Source organism: Streptomyces sp. NPDC030799 (assembly GCF_055572255.1).
The window spans coordinates 128,839-150,577 of the sequence record NZ_JBVIDS010000007.1 but is presented as its reverse complement, the minus strand read 5'-3'; the positions used below and the strand labels follow the sequence as shown (position 1 = coordinate 150,577).

General features: G+C 72.5%; 18 protein-coding genes and 1 riboswitch. Of the genes, 8 read left to right on the top strand and 10 right to left on the bottom strand.

The genetic code is table 11. The features are described 5' to 3' along the window. Window positions 1-108: 108 nt before the first annotated feature. On the top strand, window positions 109-903 hold the full coding sequence (locus ACZ41I_RS19210; RefSeq protein WP_363214747.1) for a class II aldolase/adducin family protein: 795 nt from the start codon (window positions 109-111) through the stop codon (window positions 901-903). Here the strand turns inward: ACZ41I_RS19210 and ACZ41I_RS19205 are convergent. After that, on the bottom strand, window positions 896-1,783 hold the full coding sequence (locus ACZ41I_RS19205) for a DUF4429 domain-containing protein (protein WP_468514642.1): 888 nt from the start codon (window positions 1,781-1,783) through the stop codon (window positions 896-898). The genes ACZ41I_RS19210 and ACZ41I_RS19205 overlap by 8 nt on opposite strands. 189 nt (window positions 1,784-1,972) lie before the next feature. Between ACZ41I_RS19205 and ACZ41I_RS19200 the strand changes: the two genes are divergently transcribed. Continuing rightward, window positions 1,973-3,253, top strand: coding sequence for a hypothetical protein (locus ACZ41I_RS19200; protein ID WP_399763706.1), 1,281 nt, complete (start codon window positions 1,973-1,975; stop codon window positions 3,251-3,253). A 209-nt stretch (window positions 3,254-3,462) separates the two neighbouring features. Continuing rightward, entirely contained in the window at window positions 3,463-3,993 is a 531-nt protein-coding gene (locus ACZ41I_RS19195) for a DoxX family membrane protein (protein WP_363214751.1), read from the top strand. Window positions 3,994-4,153: 160 nt separating this feature from the next. Here the strand turns inward: ACZ41I_RS19195 and ACZ41I_RS19190 are convergent, their stop codons facing one another. After that, window positions 4,154-4,360, bottom strand: coding sequence for a hypothetical protein (locus ACZ41I_RS19190; protein WP_399763712.1), 207 nt, complete (start codon window positions 4,358-4,360; stop codon window positions 4,154-4,156). Then, complete coding sequence (locus tag ACZ41I_RS19185; protein WP_468514641.1) at window positions 4,347-5,810, bottom strand: PspC domain-containing protein; 1,464 nt, start codon at window positions 5,808-5,810, stop codon at window positions 4,347-4,349. The genes ACZ41I_RS19190 and ACZ41I_RS19185 overlap by 14 nt, the downstream gene beginning before the upstream one ends. Before the next feature lie 175 nt (window positions 5,811-5,985). Here ACZ41I_RS19185 and ACZ41I_RS19180 point away from each other — a divergent pair, with 175 nt between their 5' ends. Both ACZ41I_RS19180 and ACZ41I_RS19175 read left to right on the top strand, forming a co-directional pair. After that, window positions 5,986-7,311: an ATP-binding protein gene (locus tag ACZ41I_RS19180; protein WP_399763718.1), complete on the top strand. Its 1,326-nt coding sequence runs from the start codon at window positions 5,986-5,988 to the stop codon at window positions 7,309-7,311. Continuing rightward, window positions 7,308-8,051: a response regulator transcription factor gene (locus ACZ41I_RS19175; protein WP_363214755.1), complete on the top strand. Its 744-nt coding sequence runs from the start codon at window positions 7,308-7,310 to the stop codon at window positions 8,049-8,051. The genes ACZ41I_RS19180 and ACZ41I_RS19175 overlap by 4 nt, the downstream gene beginning before the upstream one ends. 33 nt (window positions 8,052-8,084) lie before the next feature. On the opposite strand, the gene ACZ41I_RS19170 is transcribed toward ACZ41I_RS19175, so the two are convergent. Then, entirely contained in the window at window positions 8,085-9,149 is a 1,065-nt protein-coding gene (locus ACZ41I_RS19170; protein WP_468324872.1) for a C40 family peptidase, read from the bottom strand. A gap of 483 nt (window positions 9,150-9,632) precedes the next feature. Between ACZ41I_RS19170 and ACZ41I_RS19165 the strand changes: the two genes are divergently transcribed. Then, window positions 9,633-9,986: a hypothetical protein gene (locus tag ACZ41I_RS19165; protein WP_363214756.1), complete on the top strand. Its 354-nt coding sequence runs from the start codon at window positions 9,633-9,635 to the stop codon at window positions 9,984-9,986. A 3-nt stretch (window positions 9,987-9,989) separates the two neighbouring features. Here ACZ41I_RS19165 and ACZ41I_RS19160 read toward each other — a convergent pair whose 3' ends face one another. Both ACZ41I_RS19160 and ACZ41I_RS19155 read right to left on the bottom strand, forming a co-directional pair. Beyond that, entirely contained in the window at window positions 9,990-10,955 is a 966-nt protein-coding gene (locus ACZ41I_RS19160; protein ID WP_468514640.1) for a tellurite resistance/C4-dicarboxylate transporter family protein, read from the bottom strand. A gap of 105 nt (window positions 10,956-11,060) precedes the next feature. Continuing rightward, window positions 11,061-12,242 carry a C40 family peptidase gene (locus ACZ41I_RS19155; RefSeq protein WP_468514639.1) on the bottom strand — a complete coding sequence of 394 codons (1,182 nt, stop codon included), beginning with the start codon at window positions 12,240-12,242 and terminating at the stop codon, window positions 11,061-11,063. An 8-nt stretch (window positions 12,243-12,250) separates the two neighbouring features. After that, window positions 12,251-12,420: riboswitch (cyclic di-AMP (ydaO/yuaA leader) on the bottom strand. 222 nt (window positions 12,421-12,642) lie between these two features. Here ACZ41I_RS19155 and pcrA point away from each other — a divergent pair. Beyond that, complete coding sequence (gene pcrA, locus ACZ41I_RS19150; protein ID WP_468514638.1) at window positions 12,643-15,123, top strand: DNA helicase PcrA; 2,481 nt, start codon at window positions 12,643-12,645, stop codon at window positions 15,121-15,123. 43 nt (window positions 15,124-15,166) lie between these two features. On the opposite strand, the gene ACZ41I_RS19145 is transcribed toward pcrA, so the two are convergent. Together ACZ41I_RS19145 and ACZ41I_RS19140 are read right to left on the bottom strand one after the other, a co-directional pair. After that, window positions 15,167-16,693, bottom strand: a complete 1,527-nt coding sequence (locus tag ACZ41I_RS19145) for a M23 family metallopeptidase (RefSeq protein ID WP_468514637.1) — start codon at window positions 16,691-16,693, stop codon at window positions 15,167-15,169. Window positions 16,694-16,901: 208 nt separating this feature from the next. Further along, window positions 16,902-17,753 carry an esterase/lipase family protein gene (locus ACZ41I_RS19140; RefSeq protein WP_363214761.1) on the bottom strand — a complete coding sequence of 284 codons (852 nt, stop codon included), beginning with the start codon at window positions 17,751-17,753 and terminating at the stop codon, window positions 16,902-16,904. A gap of 225 nt (window positions 17,754-17,978) precedes the next feature. Between ACZ41I_RS19140 and ACZ41I_RS19135 the strand changes: the two genes are divergently transcribed. After that, on the top strand, window positions 17,979-18,401 hold the full coding sequence (locus ACZ41I_RS19135; protein WP_363214762.1) for a cobalamin B12-binding domain-containing protein: 423 nt from the start codon (window positions 17,979-17,981) through the stop codon (window positions 18,399-18,401). Here the strand turns inward: ACZ41I_RS19135 and ACZ41I_RS19130 are convergent. Next, window positions 18,377-20,059 carry a DUF5691 domain-containing protein gene (locus ACZ41I_RS19130; protein WP_468514636.1) on the bottom strand — a complete coding sequence of 561 codons (1,683 nt, stop codon included), beginning with the start codon at window positions 20,057-20,059 and terminating at the stop codon, window positions 18,377-18,379. The genes ACZ41I_RS19135 and ACZ41I_RS19130 overlap by 25 nt on opposite strands. A gap of 212 nt (window positions 20,060-20,271) precedes the next feature. Continuing rightward, complete coding sequence (locus ACZ41I_RS19125) at window positions 20,272-21,627, bottom strand: SWIM zinc finger family protein (protein ID WP_468514635.1); 1,356 nt, start codon at window positions 21,625-21,627, stop codon at window positions 20,272-20,274. Window positions 21,628-21,739 lie beyond the last annotated feature (112 nt).

Sequence of the window (21,739 nt, the reverse complement as noted above, 5' to 3'; positions counted from 1 at the left end):
TCTGTCGTGTATTCACCGCGTACGTCATCTTTACAAAACAGCTCTGCCCTTTTGCGCTGACCGGCGGTAACTTCCGGCGCGTACCGCAATCCGCCCGCTGGAGGACCTATGCACGGGCCCACCCCGCCCCTGCCGCTGCCCACCGACCAGCTGCAGTTCGCCATGCCGCCGATGCACGAGTCGGTGGAGGCCGAGCGCAGGCACCGCAAGGAGCGGCTCGCGGGAGCCCTGCGGATCTTCGGCCGGGCCGGGTTCGAGGACGGGGTCTCCGGGCACATCACCGCCCGCGACCCGGAGTTCACCGACTGCTTCTGGGTCAACCCGTTCGGGATGCCGTTCAAGCACGTCACCGTCAGCGATCTCGTCCTCGCCAACCAGGACGGACAGGTCGTCGAGGGCCGCTACCACGTCAACCAGGCCGCGTTCACCGTGCACGCCCAGGTCCACGCCGCCCGCCCCGATGTCGTCGCCGTCGCCCACTGCCACTCCGTGCACGGCCGCGCCCTGGCCGCGCTCGGCGAGCTGATCGACCCCATCACCCAGGAGAGCTGCGCCTTCTACGAGGACGTCGCGCTCTACGACGCCTACACCGGCGTCACCGTGGACACCGAGGAAGGCCGCCGGATCGCCGGTGCCCTCGGCTCCCGCAAGGCGCTCGTGCTGCGCAACCACGGACTGCTCACCGTCGGCGACTCGGTGGACGCGGCGGCCTGGTGGTTCATGTCGATGGAGCGGTCCAGCCAGGTGCAGCTGATGGCGAAGGCGGCCGGCCGCCCGGTCCTCATCGACCACAAACTCGCCGTCGCCACCCGCGAACAGCTCGGCGGCGACCTGGTGGCCTGGATCAACTACCAGCCCCTGTGGCAGGACATCAGCCGCAGCGAACCGGACCTGCTCAGCTGAACCCCCTGAGCACCGCCGCCTTGGTCATCGCGAACTCCTCGTCCGTGAGCACCCCGTCCCGGTGCAGCTCGCCCAGCTCCCGCAGCCGGCGCAGCAGGGCGTCATGGTGGTCGGCCTGCCCGGGTACGACCGTCCGCCGCCGGTCCCGGCCGTCGTAGGCGGCACCCGTGCGGGTGGAGGGATGCGGCAGCCGGGCGGTGACGGCCGTCGCGACCAGCGCGGTCAGCAGATCGCGCCGCACGCTGCCCCACAGGTCCAGGGTGTAGGGGTCCCGCTCGGGCGGCAGCTTGGAGAACACCGTCTCCGGGGTCACGAACCGCAGAAAGCCGTCCTCGTACCCGGAGTTCGGCAGCCACTCCACCTGCACCAGGTCTCCGAGCGCGATGATCCGCGGGCCGGTGGCGCGTTTGACCCGGTCGGAGGTGTCGGCCCAGTCGATGCGCACCTGTGCGCCGTCGAAGGAGACCGTGCCGTCGGAGCACCGCACCGACACCGGCACCGGCGGGCCCGGCAGCAGATAGGCGGTCGTGGGCTCCTTGGGGATCCGGTCGAGGAGCAGGGCGTGCCGGATCTCCTCGGCGACGTACTCCGCGACCCCGCCGCGGTCCGCGTCCACCGCCAGCCGGTAGGGGTCGGCCGGGTCCGGCAGCCGCCCGCCCGTCGCCTGGAGCAGCGGATCGGCGCCCTCGCGCAGCCGCATCCGCAGCCGGCCACGCTTGCGCTCGGGTTCGTAGACGACGTCCGAGACCGCCTCCAGGGGAACGGAGATCTCCCCGTACGTCTGCCGGAACAGCGGCACGCAGCGGTGCAGTCCGGGCGTGATCCGGATCGTGCTGCCGTCGAAGGCCCAGGTCCCGTCCCGCTGGATGATCTCGGCCATACGGAAATTCTCGCAGCCGGGTCAACACAGCGGCCCGTACTTCACCCGCCGTGACCCGGACCGACGGCCCCGGGCGGCCCGTCTTAGGGCACAATTCGCTCTCGACGCAAGGCAGTTGCGCGGCAGCGAGGTCCTCCGACGGAGGGCCGCCGGCCGTGCCGAAGGTCGTGGGGAAGGCGGGCGCCGGGCGTGGCGGTGCAGGAGGCGAGGCAGGGCACGGGTGCCGAGGCGATCCATGAGGGCGGCTGCGCCTGCGGGGACTGCCCGCACGGCGCCCGGGAGGGGCACCGGCGGGCCGTCGCCGCGTTCCTGCGCCTGCGGGACGACTACGCGGCCGGGCAGGGCCTGCCGGCGGCCGTGGCGCACTCCGCCTCGGCGTCCCGCCGGTGGGTCTCCGAGGAACTGACCCAGCGGGCGGAGGCCGTCGCCGAACGCGGCCGCGCCGAGGGCGAGGCCTGGCTCGCCCGGCTCTGGCTGCGGACGGTCTGCACGGTGTGGGGCGCGGTCCTCGCGCTGCTGCTCGGCGAGGCGCTCACCGCGGTCGGCGCGGGCTGGAGCGGCGCCCGCACCGCGGCCCTCGCCGCCGCGCTCGTCGTCGCCATCACGCTCAGCGCCGCCTCCTGGCTGCACCGGGCGCGCGGCGGGGCACTGGCCCCGGTGATCGGCGAGGACAACCGGATGTCCACCTCCCGTACGGTCGCCGCCTGTTGGGTGCTGTTCGTCGGTTACGCCGTCCTGCTGCTGGCGGCGCGGCTGGCCGCCGCCTCCGACCACGCCGAACGCGACGCGCTGATCTCCGGCCTCGCCCTCGCGCGCGGCGCCGGCGTGGTGACCGTCCTGGCCGTGGTGTGCGGCATCGCGATACTGGTCCGCCGGGTGGTGGGCCTGCGCGTTCTCGCCCAGCGGCTGCAGAAGGTACCGGCGCACCGGCCGCGCGCCGCCGATCTGCTCACCGACGACTCCGGCCGGGGCGCCTTCGCCGACATCCAGTACGTCGCCATCAGCGCCGTCGCCCTGCTGTTCGCCGCCGTACGGCTGGCCCGCCGCCCCGACCAGCTGCCCGACCTGCCCTGGGGGCTGGGCGTGGTGGTGCTGGTCTCGGCCGCCACCTACCTGGCCGGCAAGTACGCCGAGGGCGGCCGCCCGGTCGTCCTGTCCGTGGTCCGGGTCCGCGAGCCCGGGGACCTGGACGGGCCGATCCGCACCGGCGACGACATCGAGATCCGCGGTGCCGGCTTCGTGCCGCCCGGTGCCCGCGGTGCCGACCGGCTCTCCCGCATGGTGGTCCGGATCGGCGCCGTCGATGTGCACGTCCCGCTGGTCCCCGTCACCGGCGGCTTCCGCAACCCCACGGACAATGTCCTGACCGTGCCCGTACCGGCCGATGTCGAGCCCGGGGCGGTGGAGGTGCAGGTGGTCACCGCGGCCGGGATCGCGACCAACCGGTGCATCGTCCAGGTGACCGAATGAACGACGTGCACCACCCCCGCTCTTCTGGACCGGCCGGACCACGACCGGCCGTGCGGCGGATCAGGGCCCGCACCTGACGGCCCCCTTCGGCGTCCTCGCACGGGGCGCCGAAATCCGGAAAAAGACCCGGGATCGGATTGAACTGCCTCCCCTTGTCGTACGTATGGTCAGTGAGGGGCTCAACGGCGGGCGAGAGGCGGCTGGCGACGATGACGCACGGCATCCGGACGGACACGCACACCACCGGCTTGAACGGTTTCCGCGGCTGGCGGGACACCGCCACCCACTACGCCCTTCTGCCCCTCCGTGTCTTCCTCGGCGTCACTTTCCTCTACGCCGGCCTCGACAAGCTCACCGACAGCGCCTTCCTGAAGTCCGGCGGCGCCGGATCCGTCGGCGACACCATGCGCGCGGCCCGCGACTCCGCCGCCGTCCCGGCCCTGGTCGACCTGGCCCTGAAGGCCCCGGCCGGCTTCGGCTACGCCATGGCCCTCGGTGAACTGGCCGTCGGCATCGGCACCCTCCTCGGTCTGCTCGGCCGGCTCGCCGCGCTCGGCGGCGCGCTGATCTCGCTCAGCCTGTGGCTCACGGTGAGCTGGGCGACGAGCCCCTACTACTACGGCAACGACCTCGCCTACCTGATGGCCTGGCTGCCCCTGATCCTCGCCGGCGCCCCCTACCTCTCCCTCGATGCGGCCTGGCGAGCCCGGCGCCGCCGGACGCTGGGCGGCTACCGCTAGCCCGGCCGCGCCCCGAAGGGCCGCGGAGCCCTGTCCGGTCCCCGGCCATCGCCGCGATGGTGGACCCCGGGTTCGGGCGAAGCCGAGAACGCGGGGAGCGACCAGCCACCACGGCGCTGCAGGCGCCGGACGGCACATCGCGGCACGTCCAGCGGAGCGCTCAGCTCTCGGCGCCGCCCCGTCTGCGTATCCCCCGGGCCACGGCTGCCGTGAGACCGGCCAGACAGAGGCCGCCCACGATCAGCGGCACGACCGCGAACCAGGGTGTCTCCCACAGCCCGCCCGCGTCTCCCGCGAAGGCCGCACCCGCGGCGGTGAGGAAGAGCCCGGCGACCAGCCTCCCGGGCTGGAACTCATGACGCAGCACGACTGACCTCCACCTGTCCCACACCGACCCCGAGCGTGAGGTTCAGCGTGCCCGTGTCCTTGGCGTCCCTGGCCGGAGCCAGCGTCACGTCTGCATGCCTGCCGGGCTGCACGTCCACGTCCTTCCCGCTGTCCTCGGGCGACCGGATGTCGCCCACTCCTACGTCGATCGTCATCCGCACGGTCACGTCCGCCGGCACGATCACCTTCAGCTGCCCCGCGCCCACATGGGCGTCGGTCGTGACCGTCCGCCCCTTGCCCGGATGCACCCGGCTCAGGTCCAGCGTGCCGCGCCCGGTGCCGAGGTCGTACTCCGGCTGTACCTGTGCCGTCGCGGCGGGCTTCCAGGAAGCGTCCCTCCAGTGGGTGGTGATGTCCTTGGGCAGGGCCGCCGCCCCGGCGAGCAGCGCCGCCGTGACGATCGCCAGGAACACCGTCCCGGCTCCCGTGCGGCCCAGGAACGAGCTGACCGCGACGCCCAGGCCGAAGACTCCCAGCGCGCACGCCAGACCGGTCTGCAGACTGGTGCCGAGCGGATGCGTGTCCCACGTCAGCGCGGTGCCGAGGCCGCCCGTCACCAGAGCCAGCAGGAACACCCAGCCGCCGATCCAGCGCGGCTCGCGCGGTCTCGGGGGCGCAGCGGGCCGCGGCTGTATGGAGCCGTGGTGGGTCCAGGGGAGGGCGACGCCGACGTCGACCACCGAGGTGAGGTCCCGCCGGCGGGCGTCGCCGGGCCCCCACAGATAGCCGGTGCCGCCGTCATGCGTGCCGTCCTTGACGATCGGGTCACGCCACCAGGACGGATAGGTGGTGACGACCGGCGGGGCCTGTGCCTCCGGCGGGGCGTCGGCGGCGGCCTGCGCGGCGAGCGGGTCGGGGTCGGGGGCACCACGGCGCCGCGACCAGTACCCGGCGCCCGCCAGTAGCAGGGAGAGCACCACGGCGAAGGTCAGCACCCCGCCGTTTCTTAGCATGGTCAGGAAGATCCCGCAGCCGACCAGGGCGAACAGCACGGCGGCGAGCGCCTGGCCGTCGACCCGGCCCGTCAGCAGCTTGCGGACCTCGTTCTCCTCCTCGTCCTCGTACGGCACGAGGAGCCAGGCGAACCCGTAGAAGATCAGGCCGATGCCGCCGGTCGCGGACAGCACGGCCAGCGTGATCCGGAAGATGACCGGGTCCATGTCGGTCTGCCGGCCCAGGCCCGCGCACACGCCCGCGATCATCTTGTGCCGGCGGTCGCGCCGGAACCGCTCGGGGGCTCCGGCGGCCGGCTGCTCCTGCTGCAGTGCGTCGGCATCGGCGTGGGCGTGTGCGTCGGTGTGGGTGCCGGTGCCGGCCGCTCCCGTCCTGTCCGTCGCGGCGGGCGCGGCATCCGTCGGTCCGGTGCCCGGGGCCGGGCGCGGGCCGGGGCCGGGTCCCGGACCCGTCGCGGCGTGCTCGTGATCCGTCATGCGTCCATGGTGACGGCCCGGCCGCCGCCGCGGCAGCCGGGACGACCCTGGGCGAACCCTGAAATCGGCCCTGAGACCGGGCGGGGAACCGTTCGAACGGCGCGGAAGCGCCACCGCCCGGTGCTCCCCGACCCGGCCCCGCCGAAGATCAGGGGCGTCTCGGGGGCCGACCCTGATGCCTGGCCCCGCCGGCCGTGTGACCATCGTTGGCATGCCGGAAGCCGCAAGCCTGCCAGTCGACGACCCGCGGCCGCCGCGCAAGCTCTACCGCAGCAGCGACGGACGCTGGCTCGGCGGAGTGGCGCGGGGCCTCGCCGGGCATCTCGGGCTGCCCGTCATCTGGGTGCGGCTCGCCTTCGTCGGCCTGTTCATGGCTCACGGATTCGGAGCGCTGCTGTATGCGGCGTTCTGGTTCTGGGTCCCGCTCGGCGTCGGCGGCGTCGTGGAGCAGAAGCAGTCGCTCTTCGGCAGCGAGACCGCGCCGGACGGCCGCCGCAGACTCGTGGCCCGCAAGCCGGACAAGGGCCAGATCGTCGCGCTGCTCCTCATGGTCATCGTGTCCGTGGTCTTCGTCAGCAGCGTCAATCTGGGCAACGGCGCCAAGGTGTATCTGGTTCCCGCCGTCCTCGTCGCGGCCGGTGTCGCCCTCGTCTGGCGCCAGGCGGACAACGCCCGCAGGGCCCGCTGGGTCGAGGTCGGCCGCCGGCGCCGCACCCTCACCCTGCTGCGCGCGGCCGGCGGTGTCCTGCTCGTCACGGCCGGTGTCTCCGCCGTCTTCGTGCTGCAGGGCTCGGCCGCCCACCTCGGCGCGGTCCTCCAGGCGGCCCTCGCCGTCCTCGTCGGCATCACGCTCCTCGCCGGCCCGTACCTGGTCCGTATGACCCAGGACCTGTCCGAGGAGCGCCTGATGCGCATCCGCGCCCAGGAGCGCGCCGAGGTCGCCGCCCATGTCCATGACTCGGTGCTGCACACCCTCACCCTGATCCAGCGCAACGCCGACAACGCGAACGAGGTCCGCCGCCTCGCCCGCGCCCAGGAGCGCGACCTGCGCACCTGGCTGTACAAGCCGGAGGGCACCGGCAAGGACGAGGCCGACGAGCCGGACACGGTCGCCGAGGCGGTGCGGCGCAACGCCGCCGAGGTGGAGGACAAGCACGGGGTGCCCATCGAGGTCGTCATCGTCGGCGACTGCCCGCTGGACGAGAGAACCGGCGCGCAGATGCAGGCCGCGCGCGAGGCGATGGTGAACGCCGCCAAGTACGGTGGCGAGGGCGGCGCCGTACAGGTCTATGCCGAGGTCGAGGGAAGCACGGTCTTCGTGTCCGTGCGCGACCGCGGCCCGGGCTTCGACCCCGACTCGATACCCGCCGACCGCATGGGTGTCAGAGAATCGATCATCGGCCGCATGGAGCGCTACGGCGGCACGGCCCGGCTGCGGTCGGTGCCGGGCGGCGGCACGGAGGTCGAGCTGGAGATGGAGAGGGCGGAGAAAACGGCATGAGCGACGCGACCGAGGCGAACGGCACGGCGGGAGGCGCCGGGGCGACCGGGTCCGGGGCCGCCGACGGTGGTGCGGGCGGACGGCACGTACGGGTGGTGCTCGTGGACGACCACCGTATGTTCCGCGCCGGTGTCCAGGCCGAGATCGGGCAGACCGCCGAGACCGGCGTCGAGGTGGTCGGCGAGGCCGCGGACGTCGACCAGGCGGTCACGGTCATCACCGCGACCCGGCCCGAGGTGGTCCTCCTCGACGTCCACCTGCCGGGCGGCGGCGGTGTCGAAGTGCTGCGCCGGTGCGCGGCGTTGGCGGCGGACACCGAGCGGCCGGTCCGCTTCCTCGCGCTGTCCGTGTCGGACGCGGCGGAGGACGTGATCGGTGTGATCCGCGGCGGCGCCCGCGGTTATGTCACCAAGACCATCACCGGCACCGACCTGGTCGACTCCATCTTCCGCGTCCAGGAGGGTGACGCCGTCTTCTCCCCGCGGCTGGCCGGGTTCGTCCTCGACGCCTTCGCCTCCACCGACGCCCCGCCCGTGGACGAGGACCTGGACCGGCTCACCCAGCGCGAGCGCGAGGTGCTGCGCCTGATCGCCCGTGGCTACGCCTACAAGGAGATCGCCAAGCAGCTGTTCATCTCGGTGAAGACGGTCGAGTCCCATGTCTCGGCGGTGCTCCGCAAGCTCCAGCTGTCCAACCGTCATGAACTGACCCGCTGGGCGACGGCCCGCCGACTGGTCTGACCCCTGCGGCGCCGCCCCTGGGCCCTGGCGGGGCTAGGCCACCCGGGTGGCCCCCGCGAACGGCATCAGGTCGACCGGGGCCAGCCGGACCGGGGCCGAGGGGTTCGGGGCGTGGATCATCTGCCCGTTGCCCACATAGATGCCGACGTGGCTGATGCCGGAGTAGAAGAACACCAGGTCCCCCGGCAGGAGTTCGGAGCGTGACACGCGCCGTCCCGCGTTGATCTGGGCGTAGGTGGTGCGGGGCAGGGAGACACCGGCGGAGCGATAGGCGGCCTGGGCCAGACCCGAGCAGTCGAAGGCGTTCGGGCCGGTCGCGCCCCACACATAGGGGCTGCCCAGCTTGGCGTAGGCGTAGGAGACGGCCGCCGCGGCGCGGGCGTTCGGGGCCGTGGCCGACCCGGCCTGCTCCAGTGCGTCACGGGCGTCGGAGGCCGAGCGGGAGGCACGTCCCGGCGCGACGCCGCCACCGGTGACCTCGCCGCGCTGCTGCGGAGTGAGCCGCGCCAGCAGCCGCCGGGCCTCTTCCAGCTTGCCGGTGATGATCTTCTTGTGCCGTTTCAGCTGCGCCTGCCGTGACCGCAGTGACGCCAGCTCGACACGTGCGGCGCCGCGCAACTGCTCGATCTGCCGCAGCTCTTCGCGCACCCGTGACAGGGCGGCGGCCTGCCGGTCGCCGGCCCGCTCGGCGAACGCGGCGTTCTCCAGGTACTGGTCGGGGTTGCCGGACAGGGCCAGCTGCCAGGACGGGGCGAACCCGCCGTCGCGGTACTGCGCCGCCGCGAACGAACCGAGCGCCTCCCGGGTGCCGTTGAGCCTCTCCTGTTTGCGGGCGGTCTCGTCCCGCAGCGTGTTCAGGTGCCGCTGCGCCGTGTCCGCTTCCACCTTCGCGCCGTTGTACTTCTCGGTGGCGGCCTCGGCCTCCTGGTAGAGCTTGTCGACCTTGGCCTTCACCTCGGCCGGCGTCAGCTGCGGCTCGGCATGGCCCGTCCCGTCGAACCCCGCCGCGGTGGCCACGCCCGCCAGGGCGAGTGTGGCGGCCGTCCGGGCCGTAGGGCCGCCGATCGAGCGTTGCCGGGGCTTGCGGTGCGCTGCCACCTGGGCCGTCACGTCCTTCCGTACGACTCGTACGACCGAGGGGTCCGGCCGGTCGGCCCGACCGAGCGGTCCGTACGACGTCCGGCGGCAGCCCGCACAGGGGAAGCGGACCACCGCCGGACCTTCTCGGCGGTGGTGGCCGACGGCCGCCCCTGGCCCGGGCGGCGGTGGGGAGCCGGTCACCTGGGGGAGGACGCTAGGCCCGACTGTGACAGGCAGGTAACGCGGTGTACGGAACTGGCCCCAACGGGTTGGTACGTGACCGTATGTGACTGTGTCGTCGGTCGGTCGTCGTCGCCTTCACGCAGCGTGATGACCGAAGTGCGGGAACCGGGACGGATGGGAGGCGGGGGGTGCTATGGGGCGAGACCGTGTGGTGCCGGCCCGGCTCCCGCAAGGCGTGTCGGCCCTCACCGCTCGGACGTCCCCGGAACGGCACCCTGCCGTCCTTGGGGCTGTTACCGGCAATTAGGCTCCGGCTCCATGGACGTACTCATCCATCTCTTCGTCGGCCTGCACATCATCGGTATCGCCGCGCTGCTCGGCGGTTTCCTCACCCAGATGAAGGCGATGGGCCAGGGCACGGCCCGGTTCGTCCCCGGAATGCTGCACGGTGCGCTGACCATGCTGGTCACCGGCGTGGCCCTGGTCGGCCTCAACCAGGCCGACGACCACCACGTCAACACCATCAAGATCGGTGTCAAGCTGGCGCTGCTGATCGTGATCCTCGGGCTGGTCTATGTGAAGCGCGACGAGGAGAAGACCGACAAGGGCCTGTTCGGGCTGGTCGGCCTGCTGACCATGGCGAACATCTTCATTGCCGTGCTGTGGACCTGACGGTCAGCCGTCCCTGCCGCCGGCGCGGGCCGCGAGCACCGCACCGGCGGCGGCAGCGAGCCACCCCGCCACCGCCACCCACAGCAGCACCCGTCCCGGCCATCTGAGCCATGGGACGGCGAGGACGGTCGCGACGGTCAGCGTCGCCGCCGCCGTCATCCCCATCGGGAACACCGTCGCCCACCGCCGCACGTCGTAGCCGCGTCGGGGCCGCACCGCTTCGGCGGTCAGCAGCACGAGATACCAGGCCAGGTCCAGGACGAGCAGCGCGACCGTCACGGTGCGCAGCACACCGCGGTCGTCCTCGTCCCACAGATACAGGCCCGCATCCCCGGCGACGAGCAGTTTCGCCCCCGCCAGCGCGGAGATCGCCAGCGCTCCGCCGGCGATCCAGTGATCACCGGCCCCCTCCAGCACCTGCCGTGCGTCGAAGCGGGCCAGCGCGAGGCCGTAGAGCACCAGCCCCAGCCAGAACAGGCCCAGCGCAGCGTGCGCGAGCCATGCCGTGCGCTGGGCCGCGGCCAGCGTCGCGGCCAGTACGACGAGCCCCTGTGTGGCCACACAACACAGGAACACCGCTCCCGGCATGCGCCGCCTCCAGTGCCGGACGACCAGGACCAGCAGCACCGGCCACAGCAGGGCCGCGAGCGCCAGCAGCGCCTCGGCCGCGGCCTGCCGGCCCAGCTCCGACACCCGGGTACCGAGCACGGTGGTCGCGGCGACGGAGGTGAGCGCGCCGGGGCTCTCCGCCTCGGCCACCCAGCGCTGCCGCTCGCAGAGCAGCCGCAGGACGAAGTCGGCGGCCAGCGCCACCCAGGCGACGCCGGTCATCGCGAGCGTCACCCGGGAGAGCGCCTCGTGTCCGGTCACATGCAGCCCGACCGACAGGATGCCGGTCGCCATCACGGCGGCCCCGGCCGCGGGGGGCCGCTCCGCCCACCATGGACGCAGACCTGGGATGCCGGGCATGCGCCCGATGCTAGGGAGCCGCACGGTCCCTGCCCGGGAAGGGCACGCGCGCGTGGAGGGCGAAAACGCCGGTACGCGCGCGTGGGGCGAAGTCGGCCGGTTCGGTCAGCCCGGTCGGACCACGCTGTGGATGATCGACTCTCCGCCGTAGTAGATCGACTCCTCGCGGACGTACGCGCCCGGCTTCGGGGCGTGGATCATCATGCCGTTGCCCATGTAGAGGCCGACGTGGCTGATGTCGTCGTAGAAGAAGACCAGGTCGCCCGGCCGGGCGTCGGCCAGTGACACCGTGGTGCCCGCATGGACCTGGTCGTACGTGGTGCGCGGAAGGGTGACGCCGGCCGCCTTCCAGGCGGCCTGGGTAAGGCCCGAGCAGTCGTAGGAGTCCGGCCCGGTGGCGCCCCACACATACGGCTTGCCGATCTGTGCGCGGGCGAAGGCGATCGCCTTCTCGGCCTTCGTGCCGTCCGAACTGGGGGCCGTGGACCCGGTCGAGCCGGAGCCCGTCGAACCGGATCCGGACGACGAGGAGGAGGATGACGACGACGAGGACGGCGACGAAGCGGCTTGCTGCTGGGCTGCCTGCCGCTTCGCCAGCTCGGCCGCCTTGCGTGCCGCCTCCTGCTGCTTCTCCCGCTCGATGGCGGCCAGCCGCGCCTTCTCCTGGGCCGTCAGCTGTGACAGCAGCTTGCGCGCGGAGGCGAGTTTCTTCTGGACGGTCGCCTTGGCGGTCTGCAGGTCGTGCTGCGAGTCGGTCAGCGTCCGCAGGCTCTCCGCTGCCTCCCGCCGTTTCCTCATGGTCGCGGCCTGCTCGCCGATGTAGCCGTCGACCGCGCTCTTCTCCCGCGAGGTCAGCCGGTTCATCAGCTGGCTCTGGTCGAAGTAGTCCTGCGGGCTGTCCGCGAGCAGGAAGGTGGCCGTGTCGGGTGCGGCGGCGCCGGTGCGGTACTGGGCCGCGGCGAAGGAACCCAGCTCCTCCCGGGCCTTGTTGAGGCGTTCGGTACGCCGGGCGACGTCGTCGCGCAGGGCGTCGACGCGGCCCCGCTGCTTTCCTGTCCGCTCCTTGGCCGCGTTGTACTTCTCGGTCGCCGACTCCGCCTGGCGGTAGAGGTCGTCGACCTTCTTCTCGACCTCCTCCAGGCTCGGCTTGGCGTGATCGGTACCCGGGGTGGCCTCTGCGGTCTGCGAGAGCACGGCCATGGAGGTGAGGGCGGCGGTGGCGAGGGCGGGGGTGCGCAGGCCCGTCCCGATGGCCCCGCCGGGGCGCGTCTTGCGGTGCGACGCCAAGGGAGGCGACTCCTTCCAGTGAGCCGCCTACCGGGTTAGCTGTCGGGTTCGGGCGGCGGTTCGGAAGGGTTGCCCTACGGCCTCGTCCCGGGCGGGAGTCGGCCGATTCACCCCAGGATTCGGTGGGTCCCCGGCTCCGGGCGCCGTGCGGGCGCGCCGGACTCGGCGGAGGCCGCGCACGCGGCCTGACGGCAACCTAGCCAACCGGTGTGACTAGTGTGAAGGTTGGTGCGTGATATGTCCGATACATTTTCGTGATCCGGCGTCGGGATCACGTCCACGTCATCGGGTGATTCCGCAGCGTCAGGGCCGTGCCTCAGGATGTCCGCCGCTTCGCCGGTCGGCCATCTTGCCGGGACGGCGACCGGTTGTCGGTGGGGCGCCCTAGACTCGTAGAGCGATGAGCAGCCTCTTTGACGACAGCTTCCTGGCGGACCTCCAGCCCCCTCGCGGGCGCGAGGAGGAGCCCCCGCCGCCGCCCGAGGACGATCACGCTCCGGAGTCGATTCCGGACGATCTGTTCGGCGGGAAGTTCGACGTGCCGCCGGACCGGGACGCCTACTACCGCGACGGCGCCCCCCGCCCCGCGCTCGACGCGGCGGCCCTCCTGGAAGGGCTGAACGACAACCAGCGTGCCGCGGTCGTGCACGCCGGCTCGCCGCTGCTCATCGTCGCCGGCGCCGGCTCCGGCAAGACGCGTGTGCTCACCCACCGCATTGCCCACCTCCTCGCCGAGCGGCACGTGCACCCGGGCCAGATCCTCGCGATCACCTTCACCAACAAGGCCGCGGGCGAGATGAAGGAGCGCGTCGAGCAGCTCGTCGGCCCGCGCGCGCACGCGATGTGGGTGATGACCTTCCACAGCGCGTGCGTGCGCATCCTGCGCCGCGAGAGCAAGAAGCTCGGCTTCACGTCGTCGTTCTCGATCTACGACGCCGCGGACTCGAAGCGCCTGATGGCCCTGGTCTGCCGCGACCTGGACCTCGACCCCAAGCGCTTCCCGCCGAAGTCCTTCAGCGCCAAGATCAGCAACCTGAAGAACGAGCTGATCGACGAGGAGGACTTCGCCGCCCAGGCCACCGACGGCTTCGAGAAGACCCTCGCCCAGGCCTACGCCCTGTACCAGTCGCGGCTGCGCGAGGCGAACGCCCTCGACTTCGACGACCTGATCATGACGACGGTCAACCTGCTGCGTGCCTTCCCGGACGTGGCCGAGCACTACCGCCGCCGCTTCCGGCACGTCCTGGTCGACGAGTACCAGGACACCAACCACGCCCAGTACGCGCTCGTACGGGAGCTCGTCGGCACCGGGGAACACGATGAGGACACCCCGCCCGGCGAGTACGACCTCCCGCCCGCCGAACTGTGCGTGGTGGGTGACGCGGACCAGTCGATCTACGCCTTCCGGGGTGCGACGATCCGCAACATCCTCCAGTTCGAGGAGGACTATCCGGACGCGACGACGATCCTGCTGGAGCAGAACTACCGCTCCACCCAGACCATCCTGTCCGCCGCCAACGCGGTCATCGAGCGGAACGAGTCCCGCCGCCCGAAGAACCTGTGGACCAACGCCGGCCAGGGCGCGCGGATCACCGGATACGTCGCCGACACCGAGCACGACGAGGCGCAGTTCGTCGCCGAAGAGATAGACCGCCTGGTGGACGCGGGCGAGGCCAAGGCCGGCGACGTCGCCGTCTTCTACCGCACCAACGCCCAGTCCCGTGTCTTCGAAGAGATCTTCATCCGCGTCGGCCTGCCCTACAAGGTCGTCGGCGGGGTCCGCTTCTACGAGCGCAAGGAGGTCCGGGACGTCCTCGCCTATCTGCGGGTCCTCGCCAACCCCGAGGACTCGGTGCCGCTGCGCCGCATCCTCAACGTGCCCAAGCGGGGCATCGGCGATCGCGCGGAGGCGATGGTCGACGCCCTCGCCCAGCGCGAGAAGATCAGCTTCCCGCAGGCGCTGAAGCGTGTGGACGAGGCGTACGGCATGGCCGCGCGCTCCACCAACGCGGTCAAGCGGTTCAACACGCTGATGGAGGACCTGCGCACGATCGCCGAGTCCGGCGCCGGACCGGCCACCGTCCTGGAGGCGGTCCTGGAACGCACCGGCTACCTCGCCGAGTTGCAGGCCTCCACCGATCCGCAGGACGAGACCCGCATCGAGAACCTCCAGGAACTCGCGGCCGTGGCGCTGGAGTTCGAGCAGGAGCGCGGCGAGGGCGAGCCGGTGGGGCTGGCCGACTTCCTGGAGCAGGTCGCCCTGGTCGCCGACTCGGACCAGATCCCCGACGAGGAGGACGGCGACGGCGTCATCACCCTGATGACCCTGCACACCGCCAAGGGCCTGGAGTTCCCTGTCGTCTTCCTGACCGGCATGGAGGACGGCGTCTTCCCGCACATGCGCGCCCTCGGCCAGACCAAGGAGCTGGAGGAGGAGCGGCGCCTGGCGTACGTCGGCATCACGCGCGCGCGGGAGCGGCTCTACCTCACGCGCTCCGCGATGCGCAGCGCCTGGGGCCAGCCGTCGTACAACCCGCCCTCCCGTTTCCTGGAGGAGATCCCGCCCGCCCATGTCGAGTGGAAGCGGACCGGCGCGACGGCACCGGCTTCCTCCGGCCCGGTCTCCGGGATCGCGGCCTCGCTGTCCTCGACCCGCTCGCGTTCCTCGGCGTCGGGCGCGTCCGGCTTCGCCACGCGGCGCACGGCGGAGAAGCCGGTGGTGGCACTGGCCGTCGGGGACCGGGTCACCCACGACCAGTTCGGGCTCGGCACGGTCGTCGCCGTGAAGGGCACGGGCTCGAACGCGGAGGCGACGATCGACTTCGGCGACGCCAAGCCGAAGCGGCTGCTGCTGCGGTACGCACCGGTGGAGAAGCTGTAAGACCACGAGGGCCCTCGCCGAACGGCGAGGGCCCACTGGATGCTCAGGTCGGATCGAGTCCGTGGCTCCTCAGCCACGGCAGCGGGTCTATGGCCGCCCCGCCCGCGGGCCGCACCTCGAAGTGCAGGTGCGGGCCGGTGGAGTTGCCGGAGTTGCCGGAGTAGGCGATCGGCTGACCGGCCTTGACGGCCGTACCGGAAGCGACGCGGTAGCCGGAGAGGTGGCAGTACCAGGTCTCCGTGCCGTCCTTCGCCGTCACGATCAGCATGTTCCCGTAGGCGCTGTTCCACTTCGTGGAGACGACGCCGTCGGTGGCCGCCATCACCGTGGTGCCGTAGGAGACGGGGAAATCGATGCCCGTGTGCACCGACATCCAGTTCACGCCCGCCTGGCCGAAGTAGGCGCTGAGCCCCCGCTGCGTGACCGGCAGCACGAACTTCGGGCGCAGCCGCTCCTTGAGCGCGGCCTGAGCCGCTGCCTTCTTCTTCTCCAGCTCCTGCTGGTTCTTGAGGTCGATCCGCTCCTGCGTCCGGCTCGCCCGGTCGGCGAAGTCGTCGGCACCGGCGGACAGGGTCCGGAGCTGGCTGTCCAGCTTGCTGTTGGCGACCGACGGCTTGACCGCGTGCGCATCCGACGCGGAGGCCGTGGTGTCCTTGCCACGGCCGTCGGTCAGGGCGCCGACCGAGGCGGCGGCAATCCCGGCGACGCCCATCACACAGGCCGAGGGCACGGCAACGGTCAGCAGCGCGGAGCGCTTGGCCGGGGTACGACGGCGGGAGCGCGCGGCGCTGCGCGAGCCGGCGCGGGTCGCGGACGCCGGAGTGATCTCCTCCTGGTCGTCCAGCAGATCGGTCACGGCGGGCAGCTCACCCGTGCCGCCCGGCTCGTCGTCCGCGGAGTCCGCAGAACGCTGTCCGGCAAAGGCGGTGTCCCCGTACGGCACCTCGTGCTCGTACAGCACGTGCCCGAAGGCCCCGGTCGGCTCGCCGACCTGCTCGAAGAGGGCGGTGGACTGCTGGTCGAACGGTTCGCCGGCCTGCTCCGGCTCCGCCGTCATGCCCTGGCCGCCGGAGTTCCACTGGGTGGCGTCGTACGTGCCCGACTCGAAGGTCTGGGTGCCCCACTCCCAATGCTGGGTCGGGTCGGACCCGCCCGACTGGTCGGGCTCCAGCCAGGCGCTCTCGTCCCTCCCCCAGTGGGGAGACCCCCAGCCGCTTATGTCATGACCGGTCGCCTGGGCGGGGACCGTCCACGCGGTCGTGTCATGGACGCCGGAGTCGTAGGCGGTGTGGTGCTGGGCCGCGTACGGGTCGTAGTTCAGGGTCTGGCCGGCCTGCCACTGCCCGGTCTCGTACGCGCTGCTGGTCTGCTGGCCGGGCAGGCTGCCGAAGAGCGGGTCGGTGGAGAAGGAGCCGGTGCCGTCCGGAAAACCGGTGGCGCCGTAGCCGCCGTACGTGGTGAGGTCGCCGTAGGGGGCTTCGTGCGTCCCGTACGCCGCGTGATGCGCGGCGGAGGCGTCGGAAGCCGGAGCCGGGGTGGTCATGGTCCCCGACGGGTGACGGTCGTTCACCAACTTCTCTTTCGCCTCGACAACAGGGGCTGCCAGAGCAGTGCGGCGACTGTACCCGCCGGTACCTGGGCGCGACAATCTTCAGCTGGTTTCGCGTTGGCGGTAAACGGGCATTCGGCGGTGTTTCGGGGGGTGCCGGACACGAGTTTGGCCGAGGGTTCGATTGATGTTCGACGTGGGGTGACCGTTTGTCACCTGTGCGTCGGTGTCACGCCACCGTCAGACCGCCCGCGGCCCGGTCCCCGGGGTGCGGGGTGTCGAGAGCCGTGCGTATTCCGGCCGCGACGGCCGGGTGCACGGGCAGGGCGAGATGCCCGATGCCGGTCACCCGGATGTTCTGCGCGTCGAGGTCGGGGTGCTCCAGACAGGCCGTCTCCAGCGGGACCATCACGGAGTCCAGGTCGCTCCAGAAGCTGACGAACCGCGTACGGCAGCCGGGCGCGGGCCGGGCCAGCTCTTCGATGATCCCGGAACCGGGACGCATCTGGCGCACGATCGGATGGGCGTTGGCCAGCGGCGCCGCGCTGGTCCCCGAGTGCGGCGTACCCAGCGTGACCAGCGTGCGCACCCGCAGGTCGCCGCCGAGGCACTGTGCGTAATAGCGCGCGATCAGCCCGCCGAGGCTGTGCCCCACGATGTCGACCCGGTCGCTGCCGGTGCGCTCGCAGATCTCCTCGACGTGCCGGCCGAGCAGCTCGGCGGCCGCGCGAATGTCGCAGGTCAGCGGGGAGTAGTTGAGTGATATGACGCGCTGCCTGCCATGCTGGGCGAGGTTGCGGCGCAGCAGCACGAACACCGAACGGTTGTCGATGAAACCGTGCAGCAGCACCACCGGCGGGCCGGACCGGACCGGAAGCTGGGCGGTGCCGTCCTGGGCGGGCAGGGCGGGGGAGCGGCGTTCCTGGGCGAGGCCGGTCGGATACAGCAGGAGGTGGCCGGTCAGGATCGCGGCCTCCAGAGCCGTCGCCTTCAGCAATGCCACGGAGAGTCCGGCCAGTCTGCCGGGCCACAGGCGGCGGCAGAGCGGGAGGAAGAGCGGCAGTATCCCGGTGACCTTCATGGCCGACCTCCTGTCGGCACGCCGGAGGACGGCTCTGTCCCCCGTGTGCCCTGATGTCCCTCCATTGTGATTTCCCCCTCGCTGCGCACCGTAAAACTGCCGGTTGCGGGATGCTGGAGATAACGTTCGTTCACTTCGCGACGGGTGGCGGAACGCGCCAAAAGTGCGGTACTTGTCGTTACGGACGGAAGCGATCGCTTCCGTGGTCGTTTGATGGAGGCAGTGATGGGTGTGGCAGCCGGTCCGATCCGCGTGGTGGTCGCCAAGCCGGGGCTCGACGGCCACGATCGCGGGGCCAAGGTCATCGCGCGTGCCCTGCGCGACGCCGGTATGGAGGTCATCTACACCGGCCTGCACCAGACGCCGGAACAAATCGTGGACACCGCCATCCAGGAGGACGCCGACGCGATCGGTCTGTCCATCCTCTCCGGCGCACACAACACGCTGTTCGCCGCGGTGATCGGCCTGCTGAAGGAGCGCGACGCCGAGGACATCCTCGTCTTCGGCGGCGGCATCATCCCGGACGAGGACATCCCGCCGCTGAAGGAGAAGGGCGTCGCGGAGATCTTCACGCCGGGGGCCACGACCGCGTCGATCGTGGAGTGGGTGCGGGAGAACGTCCGTCAGCCGGCCGCCTCCGGCGGCTGAGCCGACGCTGCGAGCAGGGGCGGCGGCCGCTCGCCGGGTGCGAGTTCCGCCGCCATCTCCGCCCGCAACCGCAACGTGGTCACCAGCCGCTGGAACGCCTCCGCCCAATACCCTCCGGCGCCCGGCGCCGCGTCCTCCCGTTCGTCGGGTATCGCCAGCAGCCCCTCCAGCCGGGTGGCCTCCGCGGGGTCCAGGCAGCGTTCCGTCAGGCCCATCACCCCGCTGAAGCTCCATGGGTAACTGCCCGCGTCCCGCGCGATGTTCAGCGCGTCCACGACCGCCCGGCCCAGCGGTGCGGCCCAGGGCACCGCGCACACCCCGAGCAGCTGGAACGCCTCCGACAGGCCGTGTGTCGCGATGAATCCCGCCACCCACGCGGCCCGCTGCGCCGGCTCCAGGGCGGCCAGCAGCTTCGCGCGCTCGGCCAGTGACACCGCGCCCGGCCCGCCGGCCTCCGGCGCCGACGGTGAGCCGAGCAGCGCCCTCGACCACTCGGCATCCCGCTGCCGCACCGCCGCCCGGCACCAGGCCGCGTGCAGTTCGCCCTGCCAGCCGTCCGTCACCGGCAGCGCCACGATCTCCTGCGCCGTCCGCCCGCCGAGCCGCTCCCGCCAGGCGCCGAGCGGTGCCGCCTCCACCAACTGCCCCAGCCACCATGAGCGTTCCCCTCTGCCTGCGGGAGGTGTGGCCACCACACCGTCACGCTCCATGCCGGAGTCGCACTCGAGCGGCGCCTCCACCGCGATCGCCGGAGAGTTCCCTGTGCGGTCGAGGGCCACACACGCCACGGCCCGTACGGCCATGCGTGCGGCGAGCGCCGAAGCGGGCAGCGTCGACAGCAGCTCCGCCGCCGTTGCCCGCACATTGCGGCTGCGGTCGGCCAACGCCTGCTCCAGGAACGGCTCGTCCGCGCCCGACAGGCCCGTGCGCAGCGAGTCGAGGAACATCAGCCGGTCCTCCGCCCGCTCCGTCGGCCAGGTCGATGCCAGCAGCTCAAGCGCGAACGCGGGCGCAGTGGCGCGCAGCGCACCCAGCAGGGCCACCCGCTCGGCGAACAGGCCCTCCTGCCACAGCCGCCGCACCTCCTCGTCGTCCCCGGGGTCGGGCAGTGCGGTGCCGCCGCCGGGGGCCGCGCGCAGGGCGAAGCGCCAGTCCGCGTTCAGCCGGGCCAGCCACAGCGCCCGCGGGCCCGCGAACGCCAGCGCCGCCGGGCGCAGGTCCGTACGGCCCCGGGCCGCGTCCAGCAGGGCGGGCAGCGCCTGTGCGGGTGCCGCGTACCCGTGTGCGTTGGCCGCCGCCAGCCACTGGGGGAGCAGCTCCGTGAGGTCAGGGGAGCTGCCACGGCGGCCACCGGTCCCGCCGCCGGAGCGGTCGGCCAGCAGCGTGGCGAGCCTGCGGGCCGCCGCTGCGGGCAGGGCCGGGCGTGGATCCTCGGGCGCCGGATCCGGCCGGCGGGCTGCCCGGGCGGGGCGCAGCCCGGCCCGCCGCCGTACGGTCGCCACGGCCGCCTCGTCGAGCAGTGCGAGGGGGGCTTCCCGGCCGGAGCCGGCGTGCGCCGGTGGGCGCCGGTCGGTGCCGAGGAGAGCGGTGGTGACCAGGTCTTCCCAGGAGCTTGCGGCAGCCGCGGTGACGTCGCCGGCCGAGGTGGTCCCGTTCATCGCCTTCCCTTCCCTATGTGTGTGCGAGGGGCCCTATGCGTGGCTGAGGGGTCCCCATGTGTCCGCGGGTCCCTGCGCGTGTCCGAGGGGTGCCTGCACGTCCCTGTGCATGTCTGAGTCCCGAGTGTCTGCGGGGCGCTGGTGCCTGCGCGCCGGAGCGGTGGCGGCGCCCTCCGCACCCGGGCGGCGCCGCTGCCTTCCCGGCAGGCCGGTCAGCACAGTGGCACCGCCTCGCCCGTGCCCTCCGGCCACGCCGTGAGCGGGGTGAAGCCGCGGTGGCCGCACTCGCCGAAGACCGTGACCGGGCCGCCACCGGACAGGGCGACCAGCCGCCACAGCCCGGGGCGGACGCGGGCGGCCCGGGTCAGCGGCAGGGCGGAGTCCGTGTCGGCGTCGGCCAACTGCCACAGGTCGCCGTCCGTGGCCGGTATCACCCGGTCCAGCGTCACCGGGACCGACTCCAGCCAGGGGTCGTCCCGCAGCGCCTCGCCGTACCGGGCCGCCGCCTCGGCCGTGGTCGTGCCCGGTGGGCGGAACGCGGCCGGTGCGGGCGCGGCGTACCGCTCGCCCAGCGCGGACCGGGCCTGACCGGCGCCCGGATAGGCGGACAGCTCCGCGTCCATGGCCAGGCCGACCGGCAGCGACAGCTCGGGGGCCCGGCCGGCCGCTCCGTAGGACAACAGCAGCCGGGTACCGCCCGAAGCGGCGCCGTGCAGCCATATCCGGCGGGTCGTCAGTTTCGGATCCACCGTGTCGTACTGGGCGAGGACCAGCCAGCGGTCGCGGACCGGCGGGCCCTCCGCCGTGGCGGGCAGTCCCAGCCGGGAGCGGACCGTGGCCGCGAGGGCGTCCGGCAGCCGGTCGCGGTGCAGCCAGCCCTGGTCGAGCAGGTGCAGCAGCGCGCACTCTTCCAGCAGCCGGGCAGGCCAGCCCGCACCCGACCCCGGTATGGCCCCCAACTCCCGTACTCGCGCGGCGAGACCGGGCGCCTGCGCGTCGACCATGCGGGCCGCCGTCTCGTCCCACAGGCCGTACCCCGCCTGCTCGGCCGCGGCCAGCCCGCCGCGCAGCAGATCCGCGAGGCGCTGCTCCAGCTCCGTCGCACCCGCGGTGACCCGCTCGGCCCGGCGCTCGGCCCGCCGCCGTGCCGCCTCGGGATCGGCGGACCCGCTCGGGGAACTCCCCTCCTCCCGAGCCTGCTTGCTCCCGGCGCGCTTGCGTCTGGCCGCGAGCCACTGCTCGGCCCAGTCCGGCGGCTCGGCGGACGCCGGCACCGAGCCGTCGTCGCCCGCCCACAGCAGGAGCAGCCCGAGCGCGTGCTTGCACGGGAACTTACGACTCGGGCAACTGCACCTGTACGCCGGGCCCGCTGCGTCGGCGAGATCGACCACCGTCTGATACGGCCTGCTGCCGCTGCCCTTGCACAGCCCCCACACCGTCCCCTCTCCGCTTCCCGCCTCGGACCACGGACCGGCCGTGCCGAGCTTGCCTCCCGCCTTGCGTGACGCGGCGTCAGGCGCCAGTGCCAGCACCTGTTCCGCGGTCCAGCGCACCCCCTGCTCAGTCATGTCTCCGACGGTAGGTCCCGCCACTGACAATCGGTCCGGAGCTTGCGTTTGTGCAGGTCAGAGCGATTGTCAGTGGCGTGGTGCACGGTAGATGCCAGATCCGAACCGGCCG

Coding starts and splice junctions, on each gene's coding strand:
- ACZ41I_RS19205 (WP_468514642.1), bottom strand. CDS start 1,783: ATGGCCGAGATCATCCAGCGGGACGGGACCTGGGCCTTCGACGGCAGC.
- ACZ41I_RS19130 (WP_468514636.1), bottom strand. CDS start 20,059: ATGAACGGGACCACCTCGGCCGGCGACGTCACCGCGGCTGCCGCAAGC.
- ACZ41I_RS19165 (WP_363214756.1), top strand. CDS start 9,633: ATGGACGTACTCATCCATCTCTTCGTCGGCCTGCACATCATCGGTATC.
- ACZ41I_RS19135 (WP_363214762.1), top strand. CDS start 17,979: ATGGGTGTGGCAGCCGGTCCGATCCGCGTGGTGGTCGCCAAGCCGGGG.
- ACZ41I_RS19140 (WP_363214761.1), bottom strand. CDS start 17,753: ATGAAGGTCACCGGGATACTGCCGCTCTTCCTCCCGCTCTGCCGCCGC.
- ACZ41I_RS19175 (WP_363214755.1), top strand. CDS start 7,308: ATGAGCGACGCGACCGAGGCGAACGGCACGGCGGGAGGCGCCGGGGCG.
- ACZ41I_RS19185 (WP_468514641.1), bottom strand. CDS start 5,810: ATGACGGATCACGAGCACGCCGCGACGGGTCCGGGACCCGGCCCCGGC.
- ACZ41I_RS19125 (WP_468514635.1), bottom strand. CDS start 21,627: ATGACTGAGCAGGGGGTGCGCTGGACCGCGGAACAGGTGCTGGCACTG.
- ACZ41I_RS19160 (WP_468514640.1), bottom strand. CDS start 10,955: ATGCCCGGCATCCCAGGTCTGCGTCCATGGTGGGCGGAGCGGCCCCCC.
- ACZ41I_RS19195 (WP_363214751.1), top strand. CDS start 3,463: ATGACGCACGGCATCCGGACGGACACGCACACCACCGGCTTGAACGGT.
- ACZ41I_RS19210 (WP_363214747.1), top strand. CDS start 109: ATGCACGGGCCCACCCCGCCCCTGCCGCTGCCCACCGACCAGCTGCAG.
- pcrA (WP_468514638.1), top strand. CDS start 12,643: ATGAGCAGCCTCTTTGACGACAGCTTCCTGGCGGACCTCCAGCCCCCT.
- ACZ41I_RS19180 (WP_399763718.1), top strand. CDS start 5,986: ATGCCTGGCCCCGCCGGCCGTGTGACCATCGTTGGCATGCCGGAAGCC.